Source organism: Candidatus Pelagibacter communis (assembly GCF_001179965.1).
Classification (GTDB): domain Bacteria; phylum Pseudomonadota; class Alphaproteobacteria; order Pelagibacterales; family Pelagibacteraceae; genus Pelagibacter.
Genome location: NZ_CVSH01000021.1, coordinates 1 through 15,701, shown reverse-complemented (window position 1 = coordinate 15,701; position 15,701 = coordinate 1). Strand labels below are relative to the sequence as shown.

The window sequence follows — 15,701 nt, the reverse complement described above, 5'->3', positions numbered from 1 at the left end:
AAAAAATAAAGGTAGACCTACTGTAATCATTGCAAAAACTATTAAGGGATATGGAATGGGAAAAACAGGAGAAAGTGTTAATACCACCCACCAGCAAAAAAAAATGGGTGTTGAAGATTTAATGTATTACAGAGATAGATTTGACGTTCCACTAACTAATAAGCAGGTAGAGGAAATTCAATATTTTAGACCTGATGAAAATTCTGAGGAAATAAAATATTTAAAAGATCGTAGAATCAAACTGGGTGGCTTCATTCCAGAAAGAACTACTTATGCCAAGCAAATAAAAGCTCCTCAAAAAGATATTTTTGATTTTTTAAAAGAGTCTACAGGAAAAAAAGAGATGTCAACAACAATGGCATTAGTAAGATTATTAACAAACCTTCTAAGAGATAAAAATGTTGCACCTAGACTTGTGCCAATTATACCTGACGAGGCTAGAACATTTGGTATGGAAGGTTTTTTTCAAAAAATTGGAATTTACGCTCATGAGGGACAAAAATATGAACCAGAGGACTCTGAGCAATTAAGTTCATATAGAGAAGATAAAAAAGGTCAAGTTCTAGAAGAAGGAATCAACGAGGCAGGATCAATGGCATCTTGGATTGCTGCAGGAACGTCTTATACAAATCATGATATTGAAATGATACCAATATACTTGTTTTACTCTATGTTTGGTTTTCAAAGAGTTGGAGACTTTGCTTGGGCAGCAGGTGATAGTCAAGCTAGAGGTTTTTTAATTGGTGCCACCTCAGGTAGGACTACTTTGGCAGGTGAGGGATTACAACATCAGGATGGACATAGTCATCTTCTAGCCTCTACTATACCAAATTGTATTTCTTATGACCCAACATTTGCTTACGAACTTGCTGTAATTTTTAGAGAAGGACTTAGACGTATGCATGAAAAAAAAGAGAATATATTTTATTACATTACAACTATGAACGAAAATTATCCTCATCCTGCTATGCCAAAAGATAAAGGATGTGAGGAGGGAATTTTAAAGGGCATGTATAAGTTTAAAGAATTTAATAAAAATAAAAAAACCAAAATTCAGCTAATTGGATCTGGTGCAATTTTAAGAGAAATTATTAGTGGTGCTGAAATACTACAAAATGAATATGGAATTGATAGTGAAATTTGGAGTGTAACTAGTTTTAATGAGCTTGCGAGAAATGGTATGGAAACTGAAAGATACAATCTATTAAATCCAGATGAAAAAAATAAAGCTTCATATGTAGAACAATGTTTGGGCCAATCAAATAGCCCTGTCTTGGCAGCCTCCGATTATATGCGAAGTCATTCAGAGCAAATAAGACCTTTTGTAAAAAATAGTTTTTATTCACTAGGAACTGATGGTTTTGGAAGAAGTGATACCAGAAAAAATTTGAGAAAATTCTTTGAGGTTGATAAAGAACACATAGTTACATATGCACTAAGTGTTCTGTCAAATGAGCAACTAATTTCATCTAAGCCAGTCAAAGATGCAATAAAAAAATATAATATTGATACAAAAAGATCCTTTCCAAGCAAATTATAAATTATGAATGAAAAAAAAAGAGTTCCAGCAAGTCCAAAAACCAGAAAGTTTGCTAGAGAATTAGGAGTTAATATCAACTTAGTATTAGGTTCACAAAGAGATGGTAGAGTAGTTGAGGAGGATATTAAAAAATTTGTTAAACATGTTGGTCAAGAAAAAAATACACAAAGTAAAAATGAGTTCAAAACAGAATTTACCCATTCAGATTTTGGTGATATAGAAATCAAAGATATTCCAAGAGTTAAAAAAATAGCTGCTGTACACCTTTCGCATGCATGGAATACAATTCCTCATGTAACAAACCATGATGAAGCAGATGTTACAGATATGGAAAATTTTAGAAATTCACTTAAGGATTTGCATACTGGTGAAAAAAAGAAAATAACACCTCTTGCTTTTATAACCAAAGCTTTAGTTGCAACTTTGAAAAAGTTTCCTTCTTTTAATAGCTCAATTGATGACATAGAAAATGGAAAAATGACAATCAAAAAATATTTTCATATTGGTATAGCTGTTGATACTGAGCATGGTTTGATGGTGCCAAAGATAAGAAATGTGGATCAAAAAAATATTAATCAAATCGCAGAGGAACTCAAAACTACAAGTGATAAGTGCAGAAAACTTAAGATAGATAAAAAGGATTTTTACGGTGGCTCAATGACTATAACCAGCCTTGGCGGCATAGGAGGCTCTTTTTTTACTCCTATAATTAATTTTCCTGAGGTAGCCATTCTAGGGATTGGAAAGTTGAGAAAAGTTCATTCGCACTCAGGAGGAAAATCTAACGAGAGAATTATGCTACCTTTATCTTTATCTTATGATCATAGGATTATTGATGGCGCTGAGGCAGCAAGATTTAATAATGAACTTAAAGAAAATTTGGGTAAAAATTTTGCATACAGGTTAGCAATCTAAATGACAAAACCTCAATCAATGATAGCTGCATTTTTCTGCACATTTATTTGGGGAACAACTTTTATAGCTCAAGATACAGGCATGGAGCTAATTGGACCTTATGTCTTTAATACTACTAGATTTTTTGTGGGATTTTTAGCTTTAATACCTTTCTATTTATTTTTAGAAAAAAAAACAACACGTGAAGTCTTATCAAAAAATAGAAAAAGATTTATTTACTTATCTATCTCAATAGGTATTTTTTTATTTTTAGCTTCTTTACTTCAACAAGTAGCGCTTCTTTTTACCGATGTTGCTAATGCAGCATTCATCACAATATTTTACGTGCCAATGGTTCCAATTATTGTATTTTTTTTATTTAAAAAAAAAATTCATTGGAGCGTTTGGCCATCCATATTTTTATGTATTTTAGGCGCATACCTTTTGACAAATTTCCATGATGCAACTATACGCTTAGGAGATACTCTTGTATTAATTTGTGCTCTTTTTTGGAGCCTACATATTATTTTTATTGGTATTTTAGTTGAGGAGTTTGATGCTCCAATACTGGTTGGTTTAATCCAAACTTTTATCGTTTCAATCTGTTCACTAGTTCCCGCACTTATATTTGAGGAATTCATTTTAGCAAATATATTAGATCAAAAAATACAGATATTATATGCAGGAGTTTTATCAGGTGGCATCGCATTTGTTTTACAAATCTATGCACAACAAAATATTTCACCAACGCCATCAGCTATAATATTTTCACTCGAGGGTGTTTTTGCTGCAGTTGCAGCTTGGATTATATTATCTCAGATATTAAATCTGAATAATATAATTGGCTGTTGTTTAATACTCGCTGGTGTATTGTTTTCTCAAATTATTCCTGAATTAAAAAAATCTCAGATATAAATTATATAAAATAATATAAAAGATAAAATAACTCTATAAATTATGAATGCAAACAGAGTAAAATTTTTTATATAAATTAAAAAATATTTAATCGTTAGATAGGAAAAAATAAATGAAAAGCATATTCCAAGTATAATTATTATATTATTATCAGCAATTGATGAACCTAAATCTTTTAAAGTTAAAAAACTTGCACCCGCAATTGCAGGTATAGATAAATAGAACGAAATTTTTGTGGATTCAAATCTATCAAAATTTAAAAAACGACCAGCTGTGATTACGATCCCTGATCTACTTACGCCTGGGATAAGTGATAACATTTGGAATAAGCCAATAAGCAAAATTGATATTATATTTAGATCACTTTCTATTTTTTTTTCAATTTTAAATTTGTCAGCAACCCATAGCAGGATAGCAAATATAAAAGTTGTCCATGCAATTATTTCTATACTTCTTAAAAGGTTTATTAATCCTGTAATATATAAAATTGCACCTAAAAAAATTGTTGGCAAAGAACCAAATATCATTAAGTACAATAATTTTTTATTTTTAGTAATTTTTTTTAAATCATTCCTGAAATAAAAGATTACAGCTAGCAGAGAACCTAGGTGCATTCCGGTATCAAGATAAATTGAGCCAATCCCTAGATTTGAAATATCATTAGCTAAAATTAAATGTGCAGATGAGCTTACTGGTAAAAATTCAGAAATTCCCTGAATTGCAGATAAAATAGTTAATTCGAAAAAGTTTGAAAACATCTAAAGATTCTTAAGTAGCTTATATAAATTTAAAATAAAGCGATAAGATGTTGGAATATGTGCTATGCAAAAAAAGAATTAGCTACATAAATGCTCATTTTTTTACTTAAAATAGGTAATAAAAACTGTCCTAAATATTAGTTAAAATTGAATTTTCTTAGTATATACAGGTAAAAATTATGTCAAAAAAGATGTTAAAGTTTACTGATATAGGTCAGCAAAATCCACCTAAGAGAGAGATTGATCTTAGAAAAGAGGATTTTAAAGAGATCTATGATGAATTTATAAACGAAAAAGCAACCCAACAATCAAGTAGGTGTTCTCAATGTGGAGTTCCTTTTTGCCAAGTCCATTGCCCTTTAAGTAACAATATTCCAGATTGGCTTAAATTAACCGCAGAAGGAAGACTTAAAGAGGCCTATGAATTATCTCAAAGTACAAACAATATGCCAGAAGTTTGTGGTCGTATATGCCCTCAAGACAGGTTATGCGAAGGGAATTGTGTGATCGAACAATCAGGGCATGGAACCGTAACAATAGGCTCTGTTGAGAAATATATAACAGAAAATGCATGGGCGAATGGTTGGATTAAACCAATTAAAGTAAAAAATGAAATTAATCAAAGTGTAGGAATAATCGGATCAGGTCCAGCAGGCTTAGCATGTGCAGAACAATTAAGAACCTCAGGATATAAAGTAACAATATATGATAGATACGATAGACCTGGAGGACTTTTAATATACGGCATACCAAACTTTAAGCTTGAAAAATTTGTAGTTGAAAGAAGAACAAAACTTTTAAAGGAAAGTGGGATTAAATTTGTACAAAATTTTGAAGTTGGAAAAGACTCAACTCTTGAAGAATTAAGAGAAAAACACGATGCAATTTTGATTGCAACTGGTGTTTATAAAGCTAGAGAGATTGATTTACCCGGAAACGATTTGGAGAATATTTTTCCTGCTATGGAATTTCTTACTGCATCCAATAAAAAAGGATTAGGTGATAAAGTTGAATTATTTGATAATGGCAAACTCAATGCAGAAGGAAAGAATATTGTAGTTATAGGTGGCGGTGATACCGCAATGGACTGTGTAAGGACCGCAATAAGACAGAATGCTAAATCCGTGAAATGCCTATACCGAAGAGATAAAGAAAATATGCCTGGATCAGCTAGAGAGGTGGCTAATGCTGAGGAGGAGGGAGTAGAGTTTGTATGGCTTACAGCACCTAAAGAATTTATAGGAAAAAATAAAATTGAAAGCTTAAAAGTAAATAAAATTAAACTTGGAGAACCAGATGAGACTGGTAGACGTAAACCCGAAATTCAAAAAGATTCAGAGTTTGAAATAAAGTCTGACATGGTGATCAAAGCATTAGGTTTTGATCCTGAAGATTTGCCAACACTTTTTGGAAGTAAAGAACTTCAAGTATCTAGATGGGGCACGATTAAAACAGATTTTGATACCATGGAAACAAATTTACCTGGTGTATTTGCTGCAGGAGATATCATTAGAGGAGCTTCTCTAGTTGTATGGGCCATTAAAGATGGACGTGATGCAGCTATAAATATTAAAAAATTTTTAAAGCAAAAAACTATTAATCAAGAAAAAGTAGCTTAATGGAAAGATATAAAAAAAACTTAGATCTACTTAAAAAGAATAACGTTTATTCTAAAGATATGGAGCATGATGCTTGTGGAGTTGGTTTAGTTGCATCTACGGAGGGAAAAAAATCAAGAGCAGTTGTTGATTATGGAATACAAGCTTTAAAGGCTGTTTGGCATAGAGGAGCTGTGGATGCAGATGGAAAAACAGGCGATGGAGCGGGTATACATTTAGAAATTCCAAAAGATTTTTTCATAGAAAAAATTGAAATAACTGGACACAAATTTGATAATGCTGAAATTTGTGTTGGCATGATCTTTCTGCCAAGAAATAATTTTGATGCGCAGGAAACATGCAGAACTATTGTTGAGAGTGAATTAACAAAAAGTAACTTTAGCATTTATGGATGGAGACAAGTACCTGTAAATCCAAAAGTATTGGGAGAGAAAGCAGACAGAACAAGACCTGAAATTGCTCAGGTTCTATTTAAACATAATAATAAGGACTTAAGTGGCAAAAACCTAGAGAGAAAACTTTATGAGACAAGAAGAAAAATTGAAAACGAGGCAATTAAAAAATCGTTAAGTGGATTTTATATTTGTTCTTTAAGCTCAAAATCAATTATTTACAAAGGTATGTTTTTGGCGGAGTCCATATCTGATTTTTATATTGATTTACAAGATGAACGTTTTGTCTCCAGATTTGCTATTTTTCATCAAAGATTTTCGACCAATACCGCACCAAGTTGGGATTTAGCCCAACCTTTCCGTGCCATCGCACATAATGGGGAGATAAACACTTTTAGAGGAAACAAAAATTGGATGAAAGTCCATGAGCAAGAAATGGATAGTAATTTATTTGAAGATATAGAGAATTTGAAACCAGTTATTCAACCAGGAACATCGGACTCAGCAGCACTAGATAATGTATTTGAGTTGTTAAATATATCAGGACAACCTGCTCCACTTGCTAAACTTATGTTGGTTCCAGATGCATGGTCAAAAAAAAGTAAAGTCTTATCAAAAGATCATCAACAACTATTTAATTTTTTAAACAGCACCATGGAACCATGGGATGGACCAGCAGCAATTGCAGGAACTGATAACGAGTGGGTAATAGCAGCTAATGACAGAAATGGTTTGAGACCACTTAGGTACACTATCACAAAAGATAAATTTTTGTTTGCAGGATCTGAGACAGGAATGATTAAATTAAATGAAAAAAAAATATTAGCCAAAGGGCGATTAGGACCAGGAGAAATAATTGGTGTAAGAATTGAAAAAGGAAAATTATTTACTAATGAGAAGATAAAAAATTATCTCGCAAAAGAATATAAACATTTTAATAGTCAAATAATTGATCTAGATAAAAAAATTACAGTTTCAAATGAAAAAGCTTTATTTAAAGGCAGTGATCTAAAGAAAAGACAACATGCTTTTGGTATAAGCTTAGAGGACTTAGAGCTTATTTTGCATCCAATGGCTGAAGATGCTAAAGAAGCAACAGGTTCAATGGGTGATGATACACCCTTAGCTGTACTTTCAGATAAGTATCGACCCTTATATCACTTTTTTAGACAAAATTTTAGCCAAGTTACTAATCCACCCATCGACTCTTTGAGAGAAAATAAAGTTATGAGTTTAAAAACAAGATTTGGTAACTTAGGAAATATATTAAATTTTGATAATCTTACTAAGGATAATATCTATGTTTTAGATTCACCTATTTTATCTAATTCTCAACTTAAAAAATTTATAAATTATTTTGGCAAAAACTCTTATGAAATAGATTGTACATTTGAAAAAAGTGAAAATTTAGAAATTGCATTAGAAAGAATTCAAAAAGAAGCTGAAATTGAGGTAAGAAAAGGAGTTAAACAATTAATTTTGTCTGATAAAAATATCTCCGAAAAAAGACTTCCTATTCCAATGCTATTGTCTGTTGGTGCTATTAATTCTTACCTAATAAATAATAAATTAAGAGGGTATGTGTCTATAAATGTACAAACAGGAGAAGCTTTAGATACACACTCTTTTGCAACCCTTTTAGGCGTAGGAGCAACAACTGTAAATCCATATTTGGCACTTGATTGCCTATATCAAAGATTTGAAAAAAAATTATTCGGTAACTTTGAGTATGAAGATTGTATCAAAAGATACATTAAATCAGTAAATAGTGGTTTGTTAAAAATAATGTCAAAAATGGGAATTTCTGTTCTAAGTTCCTATCGAGGAGGTTGTAACTTTGAAACTGTTGGCTTGAGTAGAACTATTGTTTCTGATTATTTTCCAGGAGTTGTATCTAAAATTTCTGGTATCGGTCTGACTGGAATTGAAAAAAAAATAAGAGTAATTCATGATGAGGCATTTGAAAGCGAGGACAGTGTTTTACCGATTGGGGGAATTTATCGTTATCGAAAAAATGGTGAGTTACATCAGTATCAAGGTAAATTAATCCATATGCTTCAAAGTGCAGTTGGGAGCGGATCTTATACAGTTTACAAAAAATATGCTGAGGGTATTTATAATCTGCCTCCAATTAACTTAAGAGATTTAATTGACTTTAGAAAAAGATATTTGAATAAATCAATAGATGTATCTGAAGTAGAACCTATTGAAAATATCCTAAAAAGATTTGGAAGTGGAAGCATGTCTCATGGTGCATTATCAAAAGAGGCTCATGAAACTCTTGCAATTGGAATGAATAGGATAAGAGGTGCTTCTTGCAGTGGAGAAGGCGGTGAAGATGAAAAAAGGTTCACCAAAATGGAAAATGGGGATAGTGCAAATTCAAGAGTTAAACAAATAGCATCAGCCAGGTTTGGAGTAACGATTAATTATCTTAATAATTGCAATGAAATAGAAATAAAAATGGCACAAGGTGCAAAACCTGGAGAGGGTGGACAATTACCTGGTTTTAAAGTTTCAGCAGAAATTGCAAGATTAAGACACTCAACACCTGGAGTTACATTAATATCTCCACCACCACATCACGACATTTACTCAATTGAGGATTTGGCACAATTAATTTATGATCTTAAACAAATAAATCCTAAAGCAAGAGTTGGCGTTAAATTGGTTGCATCATCAGGAATTGGAACAATTGCTGCGGGAGTAGCAAAAGCAAAAGCAGATATTATTTTAATTTCAGGACATAATGGTGGAACAGGCGCAAGTCCACAAACAAGTGTTAAGTATGTTGGAGTACCTTGGGAGATGGGTTTGACTGAAGCTAATCAAGTTTTAACTTTAAATAATTTAAGGCACAGCGTTACTTTAAGAACTGATGGAGGGATAAAAACTGGAAGAGATGTTGTTATAGCAGCAATGATGGGCGCTGAAGAATTTGGAGTGGCGACAACTGCTCTAGTAGCTATGGGATGTATAATGGTAAGGCAGTGTCACTCCAATACTTGTCCAGTAGGAGTTTGTACACAAGATGATAAACTTAGAGAAAAATTTACTGGAACTCCTGAAAAAGTTGTAAATTTGTTTACTTTTATTGCAACTGAAGTTCGTGAAATTCTAGCAGAATTAGGTTTTAAATCTTTAAATGATGTAATTGGCAGAACTGATCTATTAAGACAAGTAAGCAAAGCATCAGCTAATTTGGATGATCTTGATCTTAACCCACTCTTTGTTCAAGCTGATCCAGGTGAAAATAAGAGATATTGTGAAAAACAAATTATTAATGATGTACCAAATACTCTTGATCAAAACATATGGCCTGAAATTGAAAATCATTTAGATAATCCTAAAAAAATAATTAAAGAATTTGAAATTGAAAACACGCATAGAGCTGTTGGAACAAGAATATCACATAATTTATATAAAAAGTTTGGACATGATAAGTTAGATGAGGGATTTTTAACTCTAAATTTCAAAGGTTCTGCGGGACAATCATTCGGAGCGTTTGCAATGAAAGGACTAAAATTAGTTTTGAAAGGTGATGCTAACGATTATGTAGCTAAAGGATTATCTGGAGCAACAATATCAATTAAATTAGCAGATGAAAGTAATCTAGTTTCATCTGAAAATACAATTATTGGAAATACAGTTTTATATGGAGCTACATCGGGAAAACTTTTTGCTGCAGGACAGGCAGGAGAACGATTTGCTGTAAGAAATTCAGGTGCTACTTCGGTTATTGAAGGATGTGACTCGAATGGATGTGAATATATGACAGGTGGATCAATTATTATACTAGGCGAGGTTGGTGATAACTTTGCTGCTGGTATGACTGGTGGTATGGCATTTATCTACGATAAAAGTAAACAATTTGAGAAAAAAGTTAACCCTGAAACAGTAGTTTGGCAAAGTGTTGAAACTGAATACTGGAAAGAGTTTTTAAAAAATATTATTGAAGAACATTCAAAAGAAACAAATTCAAAATTATCAAATGAAATTATCAAAAATTTTGACAAGGAAATTTTAAATTTTGTACAGGTATGCCCTAAGGAAATGTTAGATAAATTAAAACATCCAATTACAACAAAATCTACAATTAAAAAAGTAAGTTAAAGTGGTAAATATTTTTTGCTTCGGCTTCGGACAAGTTGCAGGAAATTTTATAAATGAACTTTCCAAAAAAAATAAAATAAATCTTAGTTACACCTCCAGATCACCAAAAAACATAAATAATACTCATAATATTTTTGAATTAAATGAAAACTACTTTGACTTAAAAATAATTGAAAAAATACATGAAGCAGATTTTATTTTAATATCAATTCCTCCAATTAATGGAGAAGATATAGTCTTTAAACACTTTGAAAGTGAATTAAAAAAAATTAAAGCCAAGTGGATTACATACTTATCTGCAACAAGTGTTTATGGAAACCATAATGGGGACTGGGTAAATGAAAAAAGTTTAACGAAACCAACTTCTGAAAATGGAATAAGTCGATTGGCTGCTGAGAAAAAATGGATTTCAATTTATAAGGAGTCAAATCTTCCTATTCAAATTTTTAGACTTTCTGGCATCTATTCAAACTCTAATAATATTTTGAAAAGACTTAAAAATGGAAGTGCAAAAATAATTGATAAAAAAAATCATTTTTTTTCAAGAATACACCTAGACGATATTACAAATATTTTGGTTGAGTCGATGGTAAACTTCAAGGGAGGTGAAATTTTTAATATATCTGATGACAGACCTGCATCCACTGAGGAAATCACTACTTTTGCAGCTGAGCTATTAAAAATTAAAATTCCTGAAAAAATCACACCAGACAAACTGCAAGATGGTATGCTTAAAAATTTTTATAGAGACTCAAAAAAAGTTAATAATGATAAAATGAAAAAATTCTTTAAATATAAGCTTAAATTTCCTTCTTTTGTTGAAGGATTAAAATTTATTAAAGATAAGAATTTTTAATTCATTAATTATTCTTTTTAGATTTTTCTTGTCTGATAAACTATGATCGCCATTCTTAATAACAACTAATTTTTTTTTTGCATTAGGAAAGAGTTTTAATACTTTTTTGGAATAAACGGTTGGAACTACTTCATCTTTGCTACCATGTATCATTGTCACTTTAATTTTTGATAAAATCTTTTTGTTTAATACTTTGTTTTTTTTACCATCCCGTATTATTTGATAAGTAATTGGATACTCATAATTTCCACTTTTTAAATAATAAATTTTTTTTGTTTTAATTTCAGTTTTTATTTTTTTTGAAAATTTTTTCCACATCAAAAGTTCTAAAAATTCTGGAGCAGATCCTATTCCAATAAAACCGATTATTTGATTTGAGAAAATTTTGAATTGTTTCAGTCCTATCCAAGACCCCATACTCGATCCAATCAAAATAACTTTTCTTTTTTTTACAAATTTTTTAATTATCTTTTTGGTATCATTAGACCAAGTACTAATATTACCTTTCGTAAATTTTCCTGAGGACTTGCCGTGCCCAGAGTATTCAAGACCTACAAAACCTAATTTATTCGTTTTACAGAATTTCAATAGACTCTTTGGTTTATTACCCTCAAGGTCAGACATAAAACCATGAAGAAAAACAATACAAATTTTTGATTGATTGTTTATTGATAAATATCTTAACTTTTTATATTTATTCAATCGTAAGTATTTGTATTTAATCATATAAAGTTTATTTACATCAATTGATAATGTATATTTTAATTCAATGGCATCAAAATTAAAAGTCTTACAAGTTATACCAAGGTTAGGCTATGGAGGAGCAGAAACAGGATGTTATGATTTAGCACACTATTTGCATGAACAGGAATGCAAGTCTTACATAGTAACTAGTGGCGGTGAGTTGATTAAATATATTGATAAAAAAAAAGTGAAGCTTATAAAACTACCTGTTCAAAGTAAAAATCCTTTATTAATTCTCATTAATAGTATTGCCTTAACTCTTTTGATTTTATTTTTAAATATTTCCATTGTTCACGCAAGAAGCAGGGCACCAGCATGGTCATGTTACTTAGCAACAAAAATTACAAGACGAAAATTTGTTACAACATTTCATGGTACTTACAATTTTAAAAATTCAATAAAAAAGTTTTATAACTCAATAATGGTCAAGTCGGATGTATTAATTGCAGGTTCAAATTTTATCTTTTCTCATATTTCAGAAAATTATCAAAAATTTTTAAATTCAAAAAAAAAGTTTTTAGTTATCTTTAGAGGAATTAATACTGAATATTTTGACTCTGACACAATCAAAAAAAAAGACATAGATAAACTCAAAGCCACTTGGAAAATCGAGGATAATAAGAAAATTATACTATTACCTGGAAGATTAACCGCTTGGAAAGGACAAGAAATGTTCATAGAGGCAATAAATTTGTTTAAACAAAGTAACCCTGAGTTAGATTTTGTTGCTGTAATTCTTGGTGATGATCAAGGTAGGACCGTTTTTAGAAAAAAACTTGAGAGACTTGTCGAGCAATATAACCTTACACAAAATATTAAATTTGTTGATAATTGTAACGTGATGCCAGTTGCTTATTATATTTCTGATGTAATTGTATCATCATCTATAGAACCCGAAGCTTTTGGAAGAGTTTCTGTAGAGGCTCAAGCAATGAAAAAACCTATTATTGCTAGCAACATTGGAGGATCAAAAGAAACTGTAATTGATAATAAAACAGGACTTTTATTTGAAAGTGGAAATCCTAAATCTTTATGCGACAAACTTAACGAAATTATAAAATTAGATACTTTAACTTTAGATTTAATGGGTAGAGAAGGAAGAAAAAACGTTATAAATAGATTTAATATTGAAAAAATGTGTTTAAATACTTATTCAGAATATAAAAAATTAGTAAACTAATGCCAAATATTACTTTGCCAGATGGGAAACAAATAAAATTTGACAAGCCAGTTAATGGTTTAGATATATGTAATAAAATAAGCAAATCACTTTCAAAGAATGCACTTATGATGAGTGTTGATGGAGAGCAAAAAGATCTCTCTTTTAATATTGAAAAAGATTCTACAGTTAAAATATTCACTTCCAAAGACCGTGAGGGAGTTGAAACGATTAGACATGATACGGCTCACATACTTGCGATGGCAGTCCAAGAGATATTCCCTGGAACTCAAGTAACTATAGGACCAGTTATTGATAACGGTTTTTATTATGATTTTGCACGAAAAGAGCCTTTTACTCAGGATGATTTAGATAAAATTGAAAAAAGAATGAAAGAAATTGTAGATAGAGATGAGGAAACAAGGAGAGAAGTTTGGGAAAGAAACAAAGCTGCAGATCATTTTAAAAAAAAAGGAGAGATTTATAAATCTGAAATTATAGAGAGTATTCCCGAGGGAGAAGAGATCTCTTTATATTTTCATGGTAAATGGCATGATTTATGTAGAGGTCCTCATTTATCCTCAACTGGAAAAATCGGAAAGCACTTTAAATTAATGAAAGTATCAGGAGCATATTGGAGAGGTGACTCAAATAATGAAATGTTACAGAGAATTTATGGAACAGCATGGCCATCGCAAAAGGAATTAGATGATTATCTTAAAAGAATTGAGGAGGCAGAAAAAAGAGATCACAGAAAACTTGGAAAAGAAATGGACCTTTTTCACTTTAGAGAGGAAAGTCCAGGATCCGTATTTTGGCATGAGAGAGGATGGAGTCTTTTTCAAAAATTAATTGATTATATGAGACTAAGACAAAGAAAGGCTGGCTATAAAGAAATAAATACGCCCGAAATTTTAGATAGAAGCTTGTGGGAAAAATCAGGCCACTGGGAAAAGTTTGGCGAACATATGTACACCTCAACCACTCCTGATGAGAAAATATTTGCTATCAAACCAATGAATTGTCCTGGTTGTGTTCAAGTTTTTAATCAAGGTTTAAAAAGTTATAGAGACCTTCCTTTAAAAATGTCTGAGTTTGGAAAGGTACATAGGTACGAGCCATCTGGAGCATTACATGGTTTAATGAGAGTAAGAGCTTTCACTCAAGATGACGCACATATTTTTTGTACCGAAGATCAAATCACAACCGAGTCTTTAAGCGTTACAAATCTAATTTTGGATATTTACAAAAATTTAGGGTTCAGTGATGTAATATTGAAATATTCAGACAGACCTGAAGTTAGAGTTGGTGATGATAAAGTTTGGGATAAGTCTGAGGCTGCTCTGCTTAAAGCAGTTAAAGCTACGAAATTAGAGTACAGTATCAATAAAGGTGAAGGAGCTTTTTATGGTCCAAAAATTGAATTTGTATTAAGAGATGCAATTGGAAGAGATTGGCAATGCGGAACATTGCAAGTAGACCTTAATTTACCAGAAAGATTAGGTGCATCTTATGTTGATAAAGATGGATCCAAAAAAGTTCCAGTAATGATTCACAGAGCATTATTTGGATCACTAGAAAGATTTATTGGAATCCTAATTGAAAATTATGCTGGCAAGCTACCTTTTTGGATAAGCCCTTTGCAAGTTGTTGTAATTCCAGTATCAGATGATTTTGATGATTATGCTAAAAAAGTTTCTAAGGAGATAAATGATAAGGGTATAAATTGTACAGTAGATTTAAAAAACCATAATTTAAATTACAAAATAAGGGAACATTCACTTTCCAAGATACCAGTTCTATTAATTTGTGGTAAAAAAGAAGTTGACAGTAATAGCGTAACTATTAGAAAGTTAGATAATAATAAACAAGAAAATATGAAGCTAGATAAATTTTTAGAACAATATACTGCTTTAAGTCAAGCACCTTCAAACTAAGTGGCAGATCAAAAAAATTACTTTCAGAGAAGAACTAAAGATAGAGGTCCGAGATCTAATAATAGAATTTACTCACCTGAGGTTCAGGTTATTTCAAGTGATGGAGAAAATCTGGGTGTATTAAATACTACTCAAGCAATATCTATGGCAAAAAATGAGGGATTAGATTTAATAGAAATTTCACCGAATGCAAAGCCACCGGTCTGTAAAATAATGGACATGGGAAAATATAAATATGATGCTCAAAAAAAAGCCAATAAAGCAAAAAAGAAACAAAAGAAAATAGACTTAAAAGAGATTAAACTTAGACCTGTAACAGAAGTGCATGACTATACTTTCAAAATAAAAAATGCTCAAAAATTCTTGTCGAAGGGAGATAAAGTAAAGTTTACTATTCGATTTAAGGGAAGAGAATTACAACATACACATCTCGGTAATGAATTAATGGAAAAAATCAAAGCTGATATGTCTTCAATTGGAAAAATAGAACTTCATCCAAAGTTTGATGGAAAACAAATGATAATGGTAATTCAGCCTTTGTAGTAAGCACTAAATTAGGGTTGTAAATCTAAAATTATATTTGTATAAGTTCGCCCATGCCAAAATTGAAAACAAAAAGTTCAGCAAAAAAAAGGTTCAAAATTTCTGCAAAGGGAAAAGTAATAATGGCTCAGGCAGGAAAGAGGCATGGAATGATAAAAAGAACTAATTCACAAGATTGATGAACAGATTGTTGATACAGACTCAGAAAAGCAAAGCAGCGAGACAATTATT

Annotated in this window: 10 protein-coding genes and 2 pseudogenes; 10 read left to right on the top strand and 2 right to left on the bottom strand. The window is 31.2% G+C overall.

The window, feature by feature from the left end:
• From AMN73_RS00770 to AMN73_RS00760, 3 genes and pseudogenes are all read left to right on the top strand, one after another.
• On the top strand, positions 1-1,540 hold a 1,540-nt coding region (locus AMN73_RS00770), incomplete at its 5' end, for a transketolase-like TK C-terminal-containing protein (RefSeq protein WP_425304117.1).
• Between the two features lie 27 nt (positions 1,541-1,567).
• Positions 1,568-2,455, top strand: a pseudogene (locus AMN73_RS00765) (2-oxo acid dehydrogenase subunit E2); the annotation flags it as partial.
• Positions 2,456-3,349, top strand: a complete 894-nt coding sequence (locus AMN73_RS00760; protein WP_075534408.1) for a DMT family transporter — start codon at positions 2,456-2,458, stop codon at positions 3,347-3,349.
• Here the strand turns inward: AMN73_RS00760 and AMN73_RS00755 are convergent.
• Complete coding sequence (locus AMN73_RS00755) at positions 3,340-4,107, bottom strand: undecaprenyl-diphosphate phosphatase (RefSeq protein WP_075534407.1); 768 nt, start codon at positions 4,105-4,107, stop codon at positions 3,340-3,342. The genes AMN73_RS00760 and AMN73_RS00755 overlap by 10 nt on opposite strands.
• 179 nt (positions 4,108-4,286) lie before the next feature.
• Here AMN73_RS00755 and AMN73_RS00750 point away from each other — a divergent pair, with 179 nt between their 5' ends.
• Genes AMN73_RS00750 through AMN73_RS00740 form a run of 3 tightly spaced genes read left to right on the top strand, consistent with a single transcriptional unit; the run spans position 4,287 to position 11,087 of the window.
• Positions 4,287-5,726: an NAD(P)-dependent oxidoreductase gene (locus AMN73_RS00750; protein ID WP_075534406.1), complete on the top strand. Its 1,440-nt coding sequence runs from the start codon at positions 4,287-4,289 to the stop codon at positions 5,724-5,726.
• A complete protein-coding gene (gene gltB / locus AMN73_RS00745) occupies positions 5,726-10,231 on the top strand; it encodes a glutamate synthase large subunit (RefSeq protein WP_075534405.1) in 4,506 nt (1,501 codons plus the stop codon). Before AMN73_RS00750 ends, gltB begins: the two co-directional genes overlap by 1 nt.
• Position 10,232: 1 nt before the next feature.
• Positions 10,233-11,087: a Rossmann-fold NAD(P)-binding domain-containing protein gene (locus AMN73_RS00740; RefSeq protein WP_075534404.1), complete on the top strand. Its 855-nt coding sequence runs from the start codon at positions 10,233-10,235 to the stop codon at positions 11,085-11,087.
• Here the strand turns inward: AMN73_RS00740 and AMN73_RS00735 are convergent.
• Positions 11,058-11,813 (bottom strand): alpha/beta fold hydrolase, encoded by a 756-nt coding sequence (locus AMN73_RS00735; protein ID WP_075534403.1) that lies wholly within the window; start codon positions 11,811-11,813, stop codon positions 11,058-11,060. The two genes, AMN73_RS00740 and AMN73_RS00735, sit on opposite strands and share 30 nt — an antisense overlap.
• 43 nt (positions 11,814-11,856) lie before the next feature.
• Here AMN73_RS00735 and AMN73_RS00730 point away from each other — a divergent pair, with 43 nt between their 5' ends.
• The 4 genes and pseudogenes from AMN73_RS00730 to AMN73_RS00715 form a co-directional block, all read left to right on the top strand.
• Positions 11,857-13,011, top strand: coding sequence for a glycosyltransferase family 4 protein (locus AMN73_RS00730; RefSeq protein WP_075534402.1), 1,155 nt, complete (start codon positions 11,857-11,859; stop codon positions 13,009-13,011).
• Positions 13,011-14,927 (top strand): threonine--tRNA ligase, encoded by a 1,917-nt coding sequence (gene thrS, locus AMN73_RS00725; RefSeq protein WP_075534401.1) that lies wholly within the window; start codon positions 13,011-13,013, stop codon positions 14,925-14,927. The genes AMN73_RS00730 and thrS overlap by 1 nt, the downstream gene beginning before the upstream one ends.
• Positions 14,928-15,470, top strand: coding sequence for a translation initiation factor IF-3 (gene infC / locus AMN73_RS00720; protein WP_075534400.1), 543 nt, complete (start codon positions 14,928-14,930; stop codon positions 15,468-15,470).
• A 53-nt stretch (positions 15,471-15,523) separates the two neighbouring features.
• Positions 15,524-15,643 (top strand): annotated as a pseudogene (locus AMN73_RS00715) (large ribosomal subunit protein bL35); the annotation flags it as partial.
• Positions 15,644-15,701 lie beyond the last annotated feature (58 nt).